Origin of the sequence: Paenibacillus sp. W4I10 (assembly GCF_030816325.1) — a bacterium.
Lineage (GTDB): Bacteria > Bacillota > Bacilli > Paenibacillales > Paenibacillaceae > Paenibacillus > Paenibacillus amylolyticus_B.
Genome location: NZ_JAUSXX010000001.1, coordinates 4,377,042 through 4,395,656 on the forward strand (window position 1 = coordinate 4,377,042; position 18,615 = coordinate 4,395,656).

At 46.2% G+C, this 18,615-nt stretch carries 15 protein-coding genes and 1 pseudogene; 4 read left to right on the plus strand and 12 right to left on the minus strand.

The genetic code is table 11. The annotated features are described in order from the left end of the window. The first annotated feature begins 242 nt into the window (after window positions 1–242). Together QF049_RS19635 and QF049_RS19640 are read left to right on the plus strand one after the other, a co-directional pair. Window positions 243–785, plus strand: coding sequence for a DoxX family protein (locus QF049_RS19635; protein ID WP_036606056.1), 543 nt, complete (start codon window positions 243–245; stop codon window positions 783–785). Between the two features lie 155 nt (window positions 786–940). Continuing rightward, window positions 941–1,153 (plus strand): hypothetical protein, encoded by a 213-nt coding sequence (locus tag QF049_RS19640; RefSeq protein WP_017690673.1) that lies wholly within the window; start codon window positions 941–943, stop codon window positions 1,151–1,153. A gap of 167 nt (window positions 1,154–1,320) precedes the next feature. Here QF049_RS19640 and QF049_RS19645 read toward each other — a convergent pair. The 3 genes and pseudogenes from QF049_RS19645 to QF049_RS19655 all read right to left on the minus strand — a co-directional run bounded on the left by QF049_RS19645 (window position 1,321) and on the right by QF049_RS19655 (window position 3,529). Beyond that, window positions 1,321–2,107, minus strand: a pseudogene (locus QF049_RS19645) (DODA-type extradiol aromatic ring-opening family dioxygenase). 103 nt (window positions 2,108–2,210) lie between these two features. Then, window positions 2,211–3,041, minus strand: a complete 831-nt coding sequence (locus tag QF049_RS19650) for an alpha/beta hydrolase (RefSeq protein WP_307539924.1) — start codon at window positions 3,039–3,041, stop codon at window positions 2,211–2,213. Window positions 3,042–3,295: 254 nt separating this feature from the next. Then, complete coding sequence (locus QF049_RS19655) at window positions 3,296–3,529, minus strand: hypothetical protein (protein WP_047840502.1); 234 nt, start codon at window positions 3,527–3,529, stop codon at window positions 3,296–3,298. A 412-nt stretch (window positions 3,530–3,941) separates the two neighbouring features. Between QF049_RS19655 and QF049_RS19660 the strand changes: the two genes are divergently transcribed. Further along, window positions 3,942–4,754 (plus strand): DUF1129 family protein, encoded by an 813-nt coding sequence (locus tag QF049_RS19660; protein ID WP_307539926.1) that lies wholly within the window; start codon window positions 3,942–3,944, stop codon window positions 4,752–4,754. A gap of 26 nt (window positions 4,755–4,780) precedes the next feature. On the opposite strand, the gene QF049_RS19665 is transcribed toward QF049_RS19660, so the two are convergent. Both QF049_RS19665 and QF049_RS19670 read right to left on the minus strand, forming a co-directional pair. After that, complete coding sequence (locus QF049_RS19665; protein WP_307539928.1) at window positions 4,781–5,686, minus strand: AraC family transcriptional regulator; 906 nt, start codon at window positions 5,684–5,686, stop codon at window positions 4,781–4,783. 287 nt (window positions 5,687–5,973) lie between these two features. Further along, on the minus strand, window positions 5,974–9,135 hold the full coding sequence (locus tag QF049_RS19670) for a copper amine oxidase N-terminal domain-containing protein (RefSeq protein WP_307539929.1): 3,162 nt from the start codon (window positions 9,133–9,135) through the stop codon (window positions 5,974–5,976). A 316-nt stretch (window positions 9,136–9,451) separates the two neighbouring features. Here QF049_RS19670 and QF049_RS19675 point away from each other — a divergent pair, with 316 nt between their 5' ends. Further along, entirely contained in the window at window positions 9,452–10,420 is a 969-nt protein-coding gene (locus tag QF049_RS19675) for a hypothetical protein (protein ID WP_307539931.1), read from the plus strand. A gap of 149 nt (window positions 10,421–10,569) precedes the next feature. Here the strand turns inward: QF049_RS19675 and QF049_RS19680 are convergent, their stop codons facing one another. From QF049_RS19680 to QF049_RS19710, 7 genes are all read right to left on the minus strand, one after another. Next, window positions 10,570–11,172 (minus strand): GNAT family N-acetyltransferase, encoded by a 603-nt coding sequence (locus QF049_RS19680; protein ID WP_307539933.1) that lies wholly within the window; start codon window positions 11,170–11,172, stop codon window positions 10,570–10,572. Further along, complete coding sequence (gene ilvA, locus QF049_RS19685; RefSeq protein ID WP_091019795.1) at window positions 11,172–12,464, minus strand: threonine ammonia-lyase IlvA; 1,293 nt, start codon at window positions 12,462–12,464, stop codon at window positions 11,172–11,174. Before ilvA ends, QF049_RS19680 begins: the two co-directional genes overlap by 1 nt. A 253-nt stretch (window positions 12,465–12,717) precedes the next feature. Further along, window positions 12,718–13,710 carry an alpha/beta hydrolase gene (locus QF049_RS19690; protein ID WP_307539937.1) on the minus strand — a complete coding sequence of 331 codons (993 nt, stop codon included), beginning with the start codon at window positions 13,708–13,710 and terminating at the stop codon, window positions 12,718–12,720. A gap of 196 nt (window positions 13,711–13,906) precedes the next feature. Continuing rightward, window positions 13,907–14,512, minus strand: a complete 606-nt coding sequence (locus tag QF049_RS19695; RefSeq protein WP_124118641.1) for an alpha/beta hydrolase — start codon at window positions 14,510–14,512, stop codon at window positions 13,907–13,909. A 14-nt stretch (window positions 14,513–14,526) separates the two neighbouring features. Next, window positions 14,527–15,477 (minus strand): ring-cleaving dioxygenase, encoded by a 951-nt coding sequence (locus tag QF049_RS19700; RefSeq protein ID WP_260632545.1) that lies wholly within the window; start codon window positions 15,475–15,477, stop codon window positions 14,527–14,529. Between the two features lie 254 nt (window positions 15,478–15,731). Beyond that, window positions 15,732–16,814, minus strand: coding sequence for a hemolysin family protein (locus QF049_RS19705; RefSeq protein ID WP_124118555.1), 1,083 nt, complete (start codon window positions 16,812–16,814; stop codon window positions 15,732–15,734). Window positions 16,815–17,056: 242 nt separating this feature from the next. After that, the gene (locus QF049_RS19710; protein ID WP_307539939.1) at window positions 17,057–18,394 is read right to left on the minus strand and encodes a hemolysin family protein; all 1,338 of its coding nucleotides are present in this window, start codon (window positions 18,392–18,394) and stop codon (window positions 17,057–17,059) included. Between the last annotated feature and the right edge of the window lie 221 nt (window positions 18,395–18,615).

Sequence of the window (18,615 nt, forward strand, 5' to 3'; positions counted from 1 at the left end):
CCATCCGATTTGTCTGCGCCTAGAAGGCCTTGATACAGCTTGAAATTCACATTTGAAACAGTGATTTGCGAGAAAAATATGTCCTAAATGTGAACTTCTCAAACCTTACTTAAAATTTGAACTAGATTGTGATTTTAATCACAAACAAAACAACTTTTGAACTATACAATAAAGACATCAAAGGTGATCACTTAGAAAAAACAAAAACAACACACACTAAATTCCATGAAGGAGTGGTTCATATGTTCAGCACAAACCAATGGCTTAGAGAAAACAAAGTAGCAATGTGGATTTTGACAGTACTTCGGGTGTATATCGGTTATGATTGGATGACTCACGGATGGAGCAAATTGACTGGCGGATTCCAAGCTGGCGGGTTCTTGGCCGGTGCGGTAGAAAAAGCAACAGGTGATCACCCGGCTGTCCAAGCTTGGTGGGCAACGTTCCTTGAGAAATTCGCAGTACCAAACGCAGGACTCTTCGACTTCGTTATCCCATTGGGTGAATTCCTTGTAGGTTTGGGTCTCATCCTCGGTTGCTTCACTACACTAGCAGCACTGATGGCTATGGTCATGAACTTCGCGTTCCTCTTCTCGGGAACAGTAAGCACGAATGCTCAACTGGTTGTAATGGAAATCTTCCTTGTTGTTGCTGGTGCAAATGCAGGTAAAATCGGTCTGGATCACTGGGTACTGCCTTACCTTCGCGGATTGTTCACTCGTAACAACAAAGGAAATCTTCCTAAAGACACACCAACGATTAGCCCTACTCAAAAAACAGCTTAAGCAATCATTCATAGAATTCTCGGCCCTGCTCCCAATCCCCCTGGAGAGCAGGGCTTTTACTTTTCAAAAATCAGCCCGAATGCCTGACTGACTTGCCCATCCACAGAAAATCGTATTATGATGAAATAAAGTTGAACTTCAAAGGAGTACACGATATGCCGACCCAGCGACGTCTCGAGACCGATGCGGACTTCCAGGAAGCCATGAATATGAAGTATAAGGTTCGAGTTTTTAAAGATAATCACCAGATTGACTCCGGTGGCATCATTATCCGTTTTGACAGCAACACCGTAGTGGTACAATCCAGTGTCAGTGAGCTCGCTTATCATTCGCGTACAGACTGTGAATTGTTCGAAATCCGCAAATAAAGATCTATTGCATGAATAAGTCCTTGTGTTAAAAGAAGGTTCCTATAGCCCATTAAGGGTGTACAGGAACCTTCTTTTGTTTATATATTGTAATTGTATACATTAACACACGTTATCCGTACCCAACTGGCTTCAAACAACATAATCAGGCTGTTGTCTGTTCCAAGTTACACGCCGTCTCCAAACTGCCAGCAGTTCAAACTGAGCGTTCCATAAGGGTAAGACTGGAATAGACGCTTCGCTGATCGGGACATATCCGCTGTACCCATGGCGTAGAACAAAGGTGCAAGGTGTTCTGTACCATACGACGGAACTGCCGTGCGTGCATGAGGGGCTTTTTTCTCATATTGAAACAGTTCTCTTGTGTTCCACTGCTGCAAACGCTCCCCGATCCAGTTATCAAACTCCACCGCCCACTCTTGCGGTTCATCCGTATTGCCCAGCAATCGTAAATTGTGAACCGTTCCACCGCTGCCAATGATTAAGACATCATCATGACGCAGCTGTTCCAGCATTCGGCCAATATCATACTGTTCCTGCGGCGTACGCAGCGAGTCTACAGATACAGCAATCACAGGAATGTTAGCCTCGGGATACATATGGAGCAACGGTACCCATACGCCATGATCCAGCCCTCGGCCTCGAATCGGCTGATGTGCCAGATTGCTGCGGGTGAACAAAGCACAAATCTCGTTCGCTAAATCTGGCTGCCCAGATGCAGGGTATTCCATCGTATACATCGTAGAAGGAGAATCCGTAAAAATCATGCAAGGTCTGATGTGTATCATCCATCGTCACGGACGGTTCAGGACAATCCCAATGCGCCGTAAATACAACAATGGCTTTCGGAGCCGGCAGCCTGTCTCCAAGCTGGTTCAAGAAGTGAGTGTAGTCATTGCTCTCCACCGCCAGAGCGGGAGAACCATGCGCAATGAAAAGTGCGGGTAATGTCATTGCTGCCAACCTCCAGACACGGATAGAATGCTTACTCCTCTATTTTACCCTTAAGAAGGCGCTTTTCCAAGCTGACATCCCCAAACAGTTGTAATCCTGCCACTTATATCATCCAGTGCTGCCAATCCTGCTCGATCTTCTGACGTTCGCCCAGCCACTCTCTGGTACGCGTAATTAGCTGTTCCCGCTCTTTACCTGAAGAGAAGGTGTGATCGCCCTGGAAGATGATCTCCTTATCACAGCGGCCCTCTTGGCGCATCCAGAATACCTTTTGATACAGGAATGCGTAGTCTACAGGAATAATCTCATCTGACGTGCCATGCACGACGAGTACATCTCCGCTAAACTTAACTGCTTCCTGGAATGGCTGTTGTTCAGCAAGAGACTCGAAGAACGTCGGTGTGAATTTGTATCCAAGATAATCAGCCGCGCCCAGTTTCACGCCTTCATCGTATACGTCCCGTCCCGTAATCTTCACGATATCATTGAATGGATAACCCACGGAGGACCACATAACCAGGTTTTTGACACGTTTGTCACGTACAGCAGTTAGCAATGCAACGGCACCACCCAGACTATGACCAATCAGCGTAACGCGTGTAGGATCTACATCACTGCAATTCACCGCGTAATCCAGCACCGAGCGGGTCTGTAGCACCATGGACTCCAGTCCCTCCGCTCCATACTCCCCACTGCTCTCTCCGCAACCGATATAATCGAAACGCAGGACCAGATAACCGTCTTCAGCCAGCTCCCGTGCAGTCTTTACAAACAAACGATCCACGCCGATCCGGCTACCAACGAAGCCGTGGCAGATGACCACCAGAGGGACTCGCTGCTGACTCTTCTCCTCCTTGATATCTTTCACGACCGGATAATGAATCGTGGCTGTTAATTCTTCCTGTCCATGACGGATACTGATCTGACGTTCCATACCGATTTCCCCTTTCCACGCTTAGCCTGTTAACTTCCATTTATTAAATATATATAATCCGATAAGTTTAGTGTGTATTAAGATGTTATTCATATATTATCATCCCGTACCCTGCAAGTCAACGTAAGTAAGAACCCTTTCTACGTCGACTACCAATCTACATTCTATCGGATAATAAGCACAAAAAAATGAGCCACGCTGATGACAGCTGGCCCGGATATCATTTGGAATTCAAACCAAGTGTTGCAGGATCGTTATTCGTAGCTTCTACGGAACATCTCGTGGGTCTCCACCCGTCCATTCCACTCATGCTCATGACCTGAATCACTATTGTCCCAGAAACTTCTTCCCTTCAAATTGCCATCTGTCAGTTCTTCTGCATACTCCGTATCCTCCAGGTTCTCTTCAAAGGATACAACCTCGTCCACGACTCCACGGGAGTTGCTGTTCAGTAGCAGCTTCCGGGTCAATTCTGTTTGTTTATCCATAACAAGCACACTCCAATCTTGGATTTCTGTTGGAAATGCTACTATTGTGATGGAATCGGCTGCTCTTTATGCATCCTTCACACAATCGTTAGATCTGTGAGGCGTGAGGGTATTTTTTCACATGAACGGGGGAAAATAAACGAAAAAACATAGGCAGCATATGCCTCGGAATCCTTCTGCCGAAAGGAATGAATTCATGGAACATCTACTGGAATGGATTCAACATCACGGTAAACTGGTGCTGTTATGCACCTGTGTTATACTGGCCTGTGTATGGATATGGGTCCACCATGAGCAGCTTTTTTATAAGGAATGACTTTGCGAAACGAGAGCCCTTCCCGTATACTAAAATACCGTCAGGGTCTTCAGTCAATTGGAAGATCAGAACGTGTGTAGACAGGGGGAGCAATCATTGGGGATTTCCTATAAGAAGCTTAAAGAAATACAGAATCGGCAAATAACCGAGATGAGTCGAATGACACCTGAACATGTGAAACTGTATGACGAGATCAGCACAATTGCACGTCATGCGCCAGCGGACGAGAGAACACAGGAAGAGTGGATACTCTCCGCAGGAAAAGCAATCGTACAGGCTCAGCGGGATAACAAACCCGCTCGCGAGTTATACGGACCTGATCTGGAACAAGACATCCATGCACAGCTCGGGATTACAAATACAGCACCGGAGAAGACGGCTGCCGTTGAGATGGGTAAATCCAGTCCAACCCGTGATAATAGTCCATCTGTTTCAGCTAAAAAGAAAGCAAACGTTGTAGAATCACAGCCAACTGAGAATCCAGAGCCTGTGAAACGGACACCAACGTGGTATGCCATGATCGCTTGGGCTGCTTTGTCTTTTGTCATGTTGATTCAAGGATGTGTGGGATTGTTCGTGGGTTGGACTGGCGGAGATACGGAGCCATTCCAACACATCAGTCTGTTCTCTTTGATTGTTGCGGCAGTTGGCGGTATTGCATTGGTGGAGATGCTTCGCCGTCTTGCTGAGCGACCGGACGATGAAGGAGCGGACAAGAACACCGTACCTAAGGTTAACCTTAAGGGAATCATCATCTACATCGTCATCGTGGTCCTTGTGCTGTTTGTAGGCTATCCACTGCGTGATAAACTTCCGGTATTTGCACTGGCTCCGTGGGTGAGTGCAGTGATCGGAGTTGTGGGGCTTGCAACGTTAAGGCCTCTATTTGGACAAAAGAAAACAGCATAACACGTTATATAATTGATTAAGGGGCTTCACGAATTCGTGAGGTCTTTTTCCATTTGGAGCTGATTCCGATGTTTGATTCCTTTGCCCGGTGTCTCTCCAAACTCCCGCTTGAACATCCGGATAAAATAGTTCACTTCCATGCCTACGGTCTCTGCCGCCTCTCGTACACTTGCTCGTGGATGCTTGTCCAGCCATTCCGAAGCCTTCTGCAAACGTAATCGTTGCATATACTGATGCCCTGTCACGCCATAATGCTGGTGAAATAATCGGTTGAGATGCTGCACCGAATAACCCACTGCGTCAGCAACATGCTTCAATAACAGATCGTCCTGATAGTGAGTATGCATCAATGCTACCGCTCGGACGAGTGCATCCTTGCTTGCATCGGACTCCCGATTAGAACGTGTTACAGTGCCGTCCTGTGCCATCAATGATCCAGCACCCCCAATATAGACATTAGATGGAATTTTCGATTGTGCTATATCCAAAATGAGCTGGTAGATGAGGGCTGATGTGTTCCACATCTCCGTTGCTCCTTGATCCAGCGCATGCCAGAAATCCGTCATGCGTGACCAGATGATTTCAAAACCGGAGATATGGTACGGCTCGTTCTGAAGCAAATCCGCGCATTGAAGTACTGATCCAGCCGATGCACCGCCAATACCGATATAACCAAGTTCTCCTTTGGATTTGGAATGAGGCACATACTCATGCGCAACCTCGGGTTCCACGATGAATAACTGCCCTGCTCCCATCGTCCATGTCCCTTTTCCCGTTATCTTGAACTGCCCTTCACCACCGTGTGACAAAAACAACTGATACACCGGAAATCCATCCGGTCTATGCAGAACCTTCTCTTCCTGCGTGCCCACACAATACAGGTACAGCGGCAACCGGGAATCCGGCAGGCCCGTCAAACGAAATGTAAGCATTCCATCATTCCTTTCGGCTCATAGGCTCCTTCATAAGGTGAACTAAAGATATTTACACTGGCCACTCCGTTTCGTGTAAATGTTTAGCTCGATCTATATAGATAACTTTCCTTTATTATCCATTATTTGTTTCCGATGTAACAATGGTCTTAGGAACCTTTTTGACGACAAGATTTTCAAAAAGCGAGTTTGAAATTCACGCCAGACGATCGTTGTCCAGACATAATGAAAACACCCTTTCCGAATGGAAAGAGTGTTCAAGTTTGTTTCAGTGTAAATTTTTACATTCAGCCCTGTGGAGGTGTTTGCCCCTCACTTGAGGCTGGCGGATTGGTAGAAGGCGTCGGTTCCTGTGTTGGTGTTGACTGAGCTTTTTCAAGCTTGAATGTATTCGATGGGCCTGAAAGTGTATGTTTATTCGTCGTTGTATTTGCAGCAACTGAAAGAATATACACCTTGTACTCGCTTCCTTCCACCAGATTGACCCCAGTTGAATCTATAGCTGTTTTCGTTAAAGTAACTTCAACGGCTGCAGGATTTCCAATTTGGTAGCTAGTGCTAGAGCTTGCTGTAGTAACATCCAAGCTATCTGTTCCTTTAACAATAAAGAGTCGGTATGCAGAAATGCCAGTTTCAGAAGATGGTTTAGTAAAGGTAAGCTTATAACTTGCCTCAGTCACAGTACTTGTATTTTGAAGACCTGTTATAGTGGCAGTTTGAACCGCAGCTGCTTGTGCAAAGATATTAAACTCATCGGAAGCAGAAGACAGATTGGAAGCACGTGACGTACTGTCCGAAACGGACAAGACAAACACTCTATATTTCTGTCCAGGAACCAGGACACTACCATTAATATCTCGATGTCCACCATTTAGTACTACCGGACTGCTTGCATTGTTTTTGTTGATTTCAATAAAAGAATTAATTCCAAGAGCAGAACTTGTATTGAATCCACTCACTTGGCTAGCAGGCACAATCAAGATACGATAATTGGAGATATTCGTCTCGTTAGTTGCCTTATTGAAGGTTATTGTTACATCCGAAGGCGTTCCAGACTGCCCTTGATCTTTGACGTTTACTTTCACATTGCTTGCGGCTGCTACAGCAGCATTCGAAGTCAATGTAATTGTTCCTGAGGCTGACGATAATGCATTAGTCAGAGAAGCATTGTTATTGACAGCCATAACGTAAACTCGATAGCCTACATCGTTACGAATCGAGTCACCATCTGCTGTTCTCGAACCATTAGATAAAGTAATCGTCTGGTTACTTCCAGTTCTACTTACATACGTATAATTGGAGCTATTCACCGTATTGGCTGCGTTCAGATTGAAGCTGCCTGCATTCGCATTTTTCACCACAAACACCCGATAATGATTTACATTTGTCTCATCTGCGGATTTATTGAACGTCACACGCAAATCACGGCCATCTCCGTTATCACCAATATCCGTTGCACCCACATTGCTCGGAGCTGTTATAGCCGCATTCTGTGTCAGCGTAATTTGGGAAGAGTAACCAGACAACGCATTCTGACTGGAGTTTCCGTTGTTATTCACCGACAGCACGAATACCCGATAAGCAACGTTATTGGTAATGGTATAACCATTGGTATCTACCGCATAGTTCGGAAGCGTAACGGACAGGTTACCACCCGTTTTGTTCACCTGTGTATAGTTGTTCGACGCATTAGCTGCGCTCAGCGTGAAGGTGCCCACATTAGCGGAACGCACTACATAGACTCGGTAGGCAGAGATTCTGGATTCATCCGCAGCTTTGTTGAAAGAAACCCGCAGATCACGGCCATCACCGTAGTCACCAATATCCGCAACAGCAAGGTTGCTAATGACTCCAGCGTTACCGTTCGTTGTAAGTCTCAGCACAGTGGAGGATGCTGACAGCGCATTGGTGTATCCATTTTGCTGATTGCCCACCGCCATCACGTAGATACGATAATCTTGCAGATTCGTTACGTTATAACCACTTGTATCCTTCATGGATGAAGGCAATGTCGTTGTAATGTTGTTGCCTGTTTTGTTCACCGTATAGTACAGACTGGAGGACAGATTGCTTGCCGTTGTCAGATTGAAGCTGCTGGCAACCGAGTTGCGCACCACGAAGACGCGATAATTCGCCACCTTGGACTCATCCGATGAACGGTTGAAACTCACCTGAATATCACGACCATCTCCATAATCCGAGTTATCCTTCACCTGCGTAATTACTGGAGAGGTTGCTGTGTTCACGGACAGCGTAAGTGAAGATGATGCTGCGGACAGCTTGCTGTCTGTCGTAGTATTTGTGCTTACCGACAGGATGTAGACGACATACGCTGTACCGCTTTTGATCATTTCGCCGGACGTATCCCGTGTCGAAGAAGTCAGCTTGCTTTTGACTGCGGTACTGTTTCCTTTGTATATGATCGTGGAGTTTGCACTGGACACTTTGTTCGCTGCAGCCAGATTGAACGCAGAAGAGTCCTTCGCTTTAACAACAAAAGCACGATAATACGTAATGTTCGATGTTGTGCTCGGCTGCGTGAAGTTAATCTCCAGATCGCGGCCATCGCCATAGTCACTAATATCTGCAGCACGCAGACTTGTAACCGCTTGTACTGTGGATTTCACATTATTGAGCTTCAATGCTTGAGAAGACCAGTTCAATGCATTTTTATAATTATTGGTGCTGTTACCAACAGTCAGTACATACAGGCGATACGTTTCATTGCTATTGAGCAAATCCCCGTTCACGTCACGCGTCTGTGCATTAAGCGTCAGTTTCGGGTTGCTGCCATTCGGTGTTACAGATGTATAGTTTGCAGAAGGTACGGCAGATGCTGCCGATTCTGTAAAGCTATTCACATCGCGAGTTTTCACCAGCATAATCCGGTAAGCAGATACCGCCTTCTCCGAAGTTGGACGTGTGAAGCTCACGGTCAGGTCCCGACCATCCCCGTTACTTCCAGATACCGATCCATAGATGTTCCATGCAGCATATTGTGTCTCATCCACTGGAGGTGTTGCCGTTGTCTTGATATCTACACGTTGATTGCGCGAGTTCCAGAATACTTTCTCTCCAAAAGCTTCACTGACAAAACGAATTGGAACCATCGTATTGCCCTTAATCGTGTTTGCAGGTACATCCAGCGAGATCGCTTCCCCGTTGATGTATGCCGTTTTGGAACCGAGTTTCAAAGTAACTTCCTGATCGTCGCGAGTTGCAACAATCGTTTTGGTTCTGTTCGTGTACTGTACCTTCGCATCCAATCCTTCAAAAATCGACCGAAGCGGAACGAGTACCCGTCCACCTTTCATGACAGGTGCCTGAGCAGATGATAACTCTGCATCATTAATATATATGCTGATCCTCGCAGCTGCATCCATAACCGACGTTGGAAGTGCGGACATCAGCATGGCCGATACAGCCAGCGCTGACATTACCTTCTTCACTTGTTTTCCTCCCGCTTTCCTCATATCCCATATCCCCATTCTCGCATGTAGTTAACATCGAAATAGATTCGTTGTTCATTTCATTCATTCCTGTATTTACCTGTGCACAACTAAGACGTTCCGATCAGCTCAAAAGTTTCCAGTTGTACAAAAAATATTCTCTCAGAAATCTCCCTCTATCTTCCACCCTCCAAAAGTTAAAAATAACAGAAGAATTTGTCACCATTCCGCAACCACATCCTGCCCCAATTGCGTTAAGGTATAGTGACTAGTGAACAACACCTATCATTTTCTCAACTATGGGAGGTTCATATCTATGACATCATCGTTCCAATCTGCCAAACGTAAAGGCATGCGTACCTTCATTACAGCAACCGCCGTCCTCATGCTGCTCCAATCGGCTGTCGTTGCGTTATCCGGAGTTACTTCTGCCGCTTCTTCCAGTACAGATTCCAAAGTCACAACTGCCAGTTCAACAACGATATATAAAACATTTCAGTCCATGCTCTACAAAAAGAACGGCTTGCCTGCCGCGGATACTTATCTCGAATCTCATATCAAAAAAGTAACAAAGCATCACGCCACCCTGATGGTGCTTCAATTAGAGAATGCTCGCCTGAAGGCGCTAAGCGCCATGACAGACCGTCTGCTCGTTCCTAACGTTCAGGACAAGATGATCAAGGCCTACAAGTTGAATGATAGCTTCACCAAACTCATGGAGCGTACCCAGGACTCTGATCTGCGTGCACTGTTAAAAGAAGCCCGTGACAGCGGCTACCGCCTCGTCATGCTCGAAGGCTCCCTCTATCCCATAATGAATTATGCGGCATTCGTGAAATATAACTCTGAAATTAAAGAAGATATCTCAAGCTACATCAGTATCATGACAAAGGAAACGAAAAACATGCCTGCGGATGACGGTGCTCTGGTCATTGGCTATCAGGAAATTCTCCTTCGAGCACTGAGCCAGGAAAGATTCCTGGAGCTGCATCCAAAATCAAATCGGGCCAAGCAGGTGCAGAATCTGTTAAACAGTTATACCCTGTATACCTTTTATGGGCTGAACAATACACCGCTGTTTGATTATGACACGAACAAAATGGTTGCGAACGCCCAAAGAGGCTACAATGGCGTCTTGCAACGTCTTACATCCGTCGATAGTGAATTCCTCACCAAGCTGGATGCCTTTATGGACGTGGTTAAGGAATCGAAGTATGAGAAAACAGCTGCGGTGGAGAAATGGCTGGAGCAGAATGTGCCGGTAAGCGACTATGCAAACTATTGAGTTAATCCGTTCCCAGAGTTAATATCCGGGCAAAATTCAGGCTAAATCCCAACAGATAACCACAACAAAAACCGCCACAGGATTCGCTACTGTGGCGGTTTTCTTCATGCTTCTATCATCAAAACTGACTAAACCGTCAGCTCCCTGCACTATTGAATCGGTTTGACCATATGATTATACTCATGTCCTGCGATGACAATCACATCGTCTTTGACATATCCCTGCCGTTCGTACAGCATTAGCGCACGGCCGTTGTCTCGTTCTACAATCAGGGATACCTGCGAGTGACCCAGATCTCTGCCCTGCTGCTCAAAAGCAGCCATCAGTGACCGGCCGATGCCCTGCCCCTGATAAGCTTCACTTACCGAAAGAGTATCCAGATAATACTCCCCCGGACGGGTTTCTTTAACCAATGCATACTTCTCTTCCCGGCTTCGTCCAGGTCGATCCAGAATCGGCTGGTCCAGACGATCAGCTTCACCGCCATCATAGGCCACCAGAATCCCCGCGATCAGCCCATCCTGCTCCATCACTGTCACATTAAGATAGCTAATCCGGTTGTTTTCCTGTACATAGAACTCCTGTAAAATCTGCATCGCCTTCTCATGATCCGCCTCACCCGCAAGTGCGTATGCAATGTCTCCTATCGCCTGATACAGTAACGGAATGACCTGATCTGCATCTTCTATGCGCGCAGGTCTGATCAGAGGAGATGTTTCTTGGTGATCTGACTGCATACTGGAATGTTTCATCAGATTAACATGTTGAACAGATTTAGATTTTTGTTCAGCTCGGTATAGGCGATACCTTTGCGGTTCATACGCTCAATGAGTGGTTGGTAATCTTCCTTGTACATAAGCTCAATGCCCACCAGGGCAGGGCCATTTTCCTTATCATGCTTTTTCGTATATTCAAACCGGGTGATATCATCATTCTTCCCGAGAACTTCCTCCAGGAATTCACGTAAAGCTCCTGCACGCTGCGGGAAATTAACCATGAAATAATACTTCAGCCCTTCATAGATCAGGGAACGTTCCTTGATCTCCTGCATCCGGTCGATATCGTTGTTCCCGCCACTAATAACACAGACCACCGTCTTGCCCACGATTTGCTCACGATACTGTTCAAGCGCCGCAACAGCCAAGGAACCGGCAGGCTCGACAACAATCGCATTTTCATTATATAGCTCCAGAATAGTTGTGCAGGCTTTGCCTTCCGGCACTTTCACAATGTCATCAAGTATACTGTTGCAGATATCAAAGGTGAGATCACCAACCCGTTTCACCGCTGCACCATCCACGAATTTATCTATATCATCCAACGTCACAACCTGTTTGCGGAACATCGCCTCACTCATGGAAGCTGCCCCAAGTGGCTCAACTCCAATGATGCGTGTCTCCGGACTTACGGTCTTCATGTAGGTTCCCACGCCGGCTGCCAACCCTCCGCCACCAATCGTAACGAACACATAGTCAGCATTCTCATCAAGACTTTCCATGATTTCCATCGCTACCGTACCATTACCTGCAATAATCTTCGGTTGATCAAAAGGATGGATAAACGTCATGCCCTGTTCGTCACATGCACGCATTGCTTCTGCATAAGCATCGTCATACGTATCTCCGATCAGCACCACTTCAACGTTGTTTCCACCAAAGCGACGCACCTGCTTCACCTTCTGGTTCGGCGTTGTACTTGGCATGAAGATTTTTCCGTTAATTCCGAGCGCATTACAGCTAAAAGCAACACCCTGAGCGTGGTTGCCCGCACTTGCACAGACAATACCCTTCTCCATCTCGGCTGGTGTCAGACTGCGAATCATATTATAGGCACCCCGAATTTTGAACGAGCGCACCACTTGAAGGTCTTCTCTTTTCAGATACACATTACAGTTATATTTGGCCGACAATACAGCGTCCCGCTGCAACGGCGTTCTTACTATGACCTCACGCAGCACATGATGTGCGCGCACGATATCTTCCATGCCAACACTGGCACGACCGGGACTTGTGGTTCCCGTTGGTTCTTGTTCAACTGGTTTCATGTTGTCTCCACACTCCGCTTTTATGGTCTATATAAGTTGAACTAAAGTTTATTTACACTGACACTACGATGACAGAACAACCCTCCAATCGCTGTTATCCCCAGATTTTTCGATTCCCTTTTCTAAAGGGGAAAATCCGGTGATAAAGGCGCACGCTTCGCTTTTTCAGGTTCTTTCTGTCCTCTCCGTTATCGTGTAAATCATTAATTCAACTTATCTAGCAATGTCGCGCACTGCTTTTCTTTGTATTGTATCACTTTTGTTCTGTTCTTGCGCTTGAGCATACATCATTTATCATTCGTACAATCTCATCGATAATGACCTGAGGGTCTGTATATATAACCATATGTCCCGATTGATCGGCCCCAATCCATCTCGCATTGGATAGCTGGCTCACCGTCTGGCGATGCGCCGTGATGAGGGCAGGTCTGATTTTTCCCTCTCCCTTGCCCGGTTTCGTACCCGAGATCACGCTAACTTCCAGATTACCCAGAGCCGGAGGATGTTCCAGCAGCGCTGCCATGTCATTCAGAAATGTTCTGCCCTCCGCAAGCATCGTGCTGGCTGCGCGTACAGTGAAATCCTCTTTGAGATGATCCGCCGCCACATCGTCAGGCTGAATGCTTCCAGCTTTGCTACCAAGCAACTTATACAAGCCTGTACGCGCCATGATTGGAATAATGAAACCATTGATGGCAAAGCTCTTTTTAGTAAGCTTGGAAAAATACATTTCGCAATGCTCGTCTGATGGATCTACCAGAATAATGCCACGTAATCGAGATAGATGTGCAGCTGCCGCAGCCCGTACAATCGGACCGCCCCAGCTATGTCCAACCAGAATGAATGGGCCCTGGCCCAGCGCTGTAAGCAGTTCTCCAAGATCCCCTGCAATGCGTTCAAGGCTGCGGGGAGCCGAGTCGACATCACTTCGTCCCGCCCCTGCCCTGTCATACACGACAGCACGTGCATGCTCAGCAATGGCTGGTGCAACCAGTCCCCAGTTCGATCTGGAGGCGCCCATACCGGATTCAAACACTACCGTCAGTTCTCCTGTTCCCCTGGACATATAATGTAGTTTGCGACCATCGCGGGTCTGAACAAACGCACTTGAACCAAACGTATGTGAGCTAGGGTTAGGATTCATATTCCCCTCCTGATTACGTGCATAGTCATCTTTCACCGAATCTAATTGAAAATGATTATCAATTACTTCATTATAGAATAATCCATCCTTTACGACAACCATGTTGCTTCATCAAGTTACAGTACACATCTTCTGCAAAAAGAAAACCCGATCCATGATTGGATCGGGTAACTGTGCCAGCCAATATGCGGCTGGCCCTCATATACACCTTCTTGTTGCTTCGTACGCAGCTCCTGCAATATTGCACAATCGCTCAATGCAAGGATGAACGAATATTCGGTTTAGAGCTATCTCTACCTTACGCCTGTGTCTTAAACCAAGTTGCCGCAGCTTCTGCCTCGGTACGAGTCAACTGATGACCCTGGCGCTCCCAATACGTGTTTACATCGGCACCTGCACCGCTGAGCAGCGAAGCAAGTTCCTCGGTTTCACGTCTTGGTACAATCGGATCGTTCTCGCCCGCACCAATGAACACAGGCAGACCTTTCAGATCCGGCAGTTCCAGTCCGCGCAGCGGTACCATCGGGTGATGCAGAATTGCACCTTTGAATACATCTGCTTGATGGAAGATCAAGCTTGCCGCAATGTTGGCACCGTTAGAGTAACCCAGTGCATACACGTTGGACCGATCAAAACCGTATTCCACCGCAGCTGCATCTACAAAAGATCCCAGCTCTGCCGTACGAGCAATCAGATCTTCTTCGTCAAAAATGCCTTCGGCTAGACGGCGGAAGAAACGGGGCATCCCGTTCTCCGATACATTACCCCGCACCCCAAGTATGCCAGCTCCTGGTGCGATCATCTCCGCCAGACCGATCAGATCGTTCTCGGTTCCGCCTGTGCCGTGAAGCAACAGGATTGTTGGAGCATCCGGCTGAGCACCTGCTTTATAGATATGTTTCATTGTATTGGTTGTGGTCATGATTTGGACTCTCCTTTCCATTCACGTACTTCAATTCGTGGCAACAATTGTTCAATCTGCTCACGCTGTGGTTCATACCATTCAGGCAACATCAGTTTCTCACCCATGCTCTCTGCTGGTTCATCCCGTGCAAATCCTGGAGGATCCGTAGCCAGTTCGAACAGTATACCACCCGGCTCCCGGAAATACACAGCGTTGAAGTATTGACGGTCAATGACTGGCGTTGGATGATATCCGGATTGTTCAAGATCCTGCTGAATTTGTTCATGTTCCACGTAATCTTTGGCACGCCATGCAATATGGTGAACCGTTCCGGCTCCGCCAATCCCGCGTTGGATACCTGTGGACTGAATATCGATGATCTGACCGATATCGCCACTTGCCTGAAGACGAAGGAGTCCGTTCTCTTCACCGACTTGCTCGAGACCCAGTTTGCTCACCAGGACGTCCATGGTTTTTTCAGGAACGTGGCTGAACAATACAGCTCCGCCAAATCCTTTGATGGCATGCTCCGGTGTCACACCGTTGAAACTCCAGTTGCTTGGCTGACCGCCTTCACGCTCAACCAGTTCAAGCAAAAGACCGCCTTTGTCGAAGAAACGAATGTACTGCTCACCAAATCTGGTTTTATTTTCATATGGAATATCGAAGGAAGCAAGACGTTCTTTCCAGAAAGGCAGGCTTCCTACAGGAACCGCATATACGGTAACTCCAGTCTGACCTGACCCAATGACACCTCTTCTTGAATTTTGCTGTGGGAAAAAGGTAATGATTGTGCCCGGTGCACCCTGCTCATTCCCGTAATACAAGTGATACACGTCCGGTGCATCAAAGTTAATTGTTTTTTTCACCAGTCTGAGCGCCAACACACCTGCGTAAAAATCAACGTTTTTCTGTGCATCGTCTACAAAAGCTGTAATGTGATGAATTCCTGTAGTTCTGAACATAATCTCCACTCCCTTGGTTTTAGTTGTATCATAGGTTTTTTTTGCTTCTTTTATTTATTGCTTTTTGTTATTTATCTTTAAATTAAGATTCTTTAAATTTATATTAATCCATTGGACCTCAATATGCAAGCTTTTATTTTAAAATTAAGATTTAATACAAAAAGCAGGCCCCGATCATTCCGGGAACCTGCTTAGCGTTATAACTATTGATTAGTTTGTTTCGTATTACTGTATTACATTTGTATTACTGCTTATTAAACCAGTTTCATTCTTTTTGGTGGATTCACCAAATCTTTATGCTCGTATTCATCCTTGATATCTCCGACAATCTCTTCAAGGATATCCTCCATCGTAACCATACCTACCGTAGCACCTGCCTCGTTTTTCACGGTTGCAATGTGTACACGGCTTTGCTGCATCTGGATCAGTACATCCTTGATTGGAGAACGCTCGGAGAAACTCGGCGTATTGTGAACAAATGTCTCCATATTGAAATCTCTACCCGCAGCTACACTCGTCAGCATTTCTTTTGTGTTAATAAAGCCCACAAAATGCGCCTGATCCCCATTTGCAATAACAGGGTATCGCGTGTATTCGTGTCGATTCAGCGTTTCAATGATCTGATCAAGCGGCATTTCCTTATTCAGAGTAACAATTTTATCTCGTGGAATCATAATCTCCTGAAGCAAACGCTCATCAAAAGCAAAAATGTTTTTGAGATAGTCCAGCTCCGTCTGGTTGATCTCGCCACTCTCATAACTCTGTGCCATAATCAGCTTCAGCTCTTCTTCGGAGTGAACGGTATCATGGCCGGCAGGTTTTACACCAAATATGCCAAGCAACAGACGAGCAGCTCCATTCAGCGCATAGATGAACGGATTCATGATTTTACCGAACCAGTACAGTGGTGGGGCCAACAACAGCGTCATTCTCTCTGCAAACTGAATCGCCAGTGTTTTCGGTGCCAATTCACCAATAACCACGTGCAGGAACGTAATGATTGCCAGAGCGATACCATAGGAAAGCACGGTAGACAATGCCGCTGGTACTTCCATTCGCTCAAAGAGCGGATGCAGCATTTTCTCAACGGTAGGTTCACCCAAGGCTCCCAATACCAGCGCTGTGATGGTAATCCCCAATTGACATGCAGACAGATAATAATCCAGGTTGTGCGCCACTTTTTTGGCCAGTACTGCCTTTTTGTTCCCTTCCGAGATCAATTGATCGATTCGGGACATCCGTACTTTAAGAATTGCAAATTCGGCTCCAACAAAAAAGGCTGTCAGACCTATAAATACGGCTACTAAAAATAAATTCAAGGCTATTATTCCGTCCAATGATTTCCCTCAGGTTGAGGGATTCACCTCCATTAAAATTTAAAATAAGGTTGCACGAGTGACGTTCCGGTGACGGCTCGTTCTTCCGATCCCCATTGCCTCCAAATTTTCCTGATTGTTGTTTTCAGTAGTTTAAAATTGGTTTGCAAACGCGAACGCTGCGCTTCTTCAGAATCGATTCCGTCCCCTACACTGCTACGTTGTCAAAAATATTTGAAGTTTCACAAGATTCTCGGCTAAAATCACGACAAATCGCTTGTAGCTTCCTCAACCTGCGCGCCGTTTACCCGCTCCAGAAGAACTTGTTTGATGTGATAATTTTCGGTATCCACAACGGTCCAGACATATTCGCCGTGTTCTACTGTATCGCCTTTTTCCACACCTACACCCTTCTGGTACTGAATCCATCCGGCCACGGTATCCATCTCTTCGTTTCCTTCAAAGCTAAGCCCGAACTGCCGCTCCACTTCATCCAAAAGTACCCGACCATTAATGAGATATTGATTCTCTCCGGTCTCCTGGATATCGGCCACCTCATCGGCATCGAATTCATCACGAATCTCACCGACCAGCTCCTCCAGGATATCCTCCATCGTAATAATTCCCGAAGTACCGCCGTATTCATCCACGACCACAGCCATGTGTACACGTTCCTGCTGCATTTTAATCATCGCATCCTGGATACTTGTAACTTCGGAAACGAATGGGATCTCACGAACGAACTCGCTTAGTTGATATGATCTTGCGGCTACCATGTCAGGCAAAATCTTTTTCACATTTACAACGCCGATGATGCGGTCCTTGTCCCCATCCTCGATGACAGGGTAACGTGAATAGTTATGTTCATCCAATATAGGAATAATATCGTCATAGGTCATATCCTGATCTAACGTCACCAGTTCCGTACGTGGTACCATGATGTCTTTGGCATCACGTTCGTCGAACACAAATACATTTTCCAGATATGAAAGCTTGGTCTTGTTGTTCTCGTCACCTTCATAACTCTGGTTCATGATGATTTTGATCTCGTCCTCCGAGTAGGCTTGATCATGTTTGGCAGGCTTTACACCGAATCCTCTCAGAAGAACACGTGAGGTTCCATTAAGCGCCCAGATGAATGGGTACATGATTTTACCAAACCAATATAGAGGCGGCGAGAGTAATAACGTCAGTTTTTCCGAAAACTGAATCGCCAATGTTTTGGGTGCCATCTCACCAACAACCACATGCAAAAACGTGACGAGGATAAAGGCAATCGCATAGGAAGCAATTGATGAGATCGAAGCAGGTACGTCTAAATAATTGAATACGGGGTATAACAATCTCTCAACCGTCGGTTTTCCGAGCGCTCCCAGTCCTAGAGCAGTGACCGTGATACCGAGCTGACAGGCTGACAGATAATAATCCAGGTCCGAGACAACTTTTTTGGCGAGTACAGCCTTTTTATTGCCTTCGGCAACCAGTTGTTCCACTCTTGATGTACGAATTTTGACTACAGCGAACTCCGATGCTACGAAAAATGCAGTCAATGCAATCAAGATAATAAGTAAAACGATATTCAATATGGTAATTATGTCCAATGATTTCCCCGGTTCTCAGGGATTCACCTCCAGAGATAGTTACAGCGTGATCCGTTAACTGTGTTAACCATTCATCAGCTGTTAGTCTTTCAACACGACGTCTGCCTTATATAAAATCGATTTCAATGATAATTTTTGTATAAGTCTTACGTTTGACCTTGTAAAATTACAAAACAGGAATTCAAGATGAAGTCAATGACTTGCAGAAACTTCTCCATTCA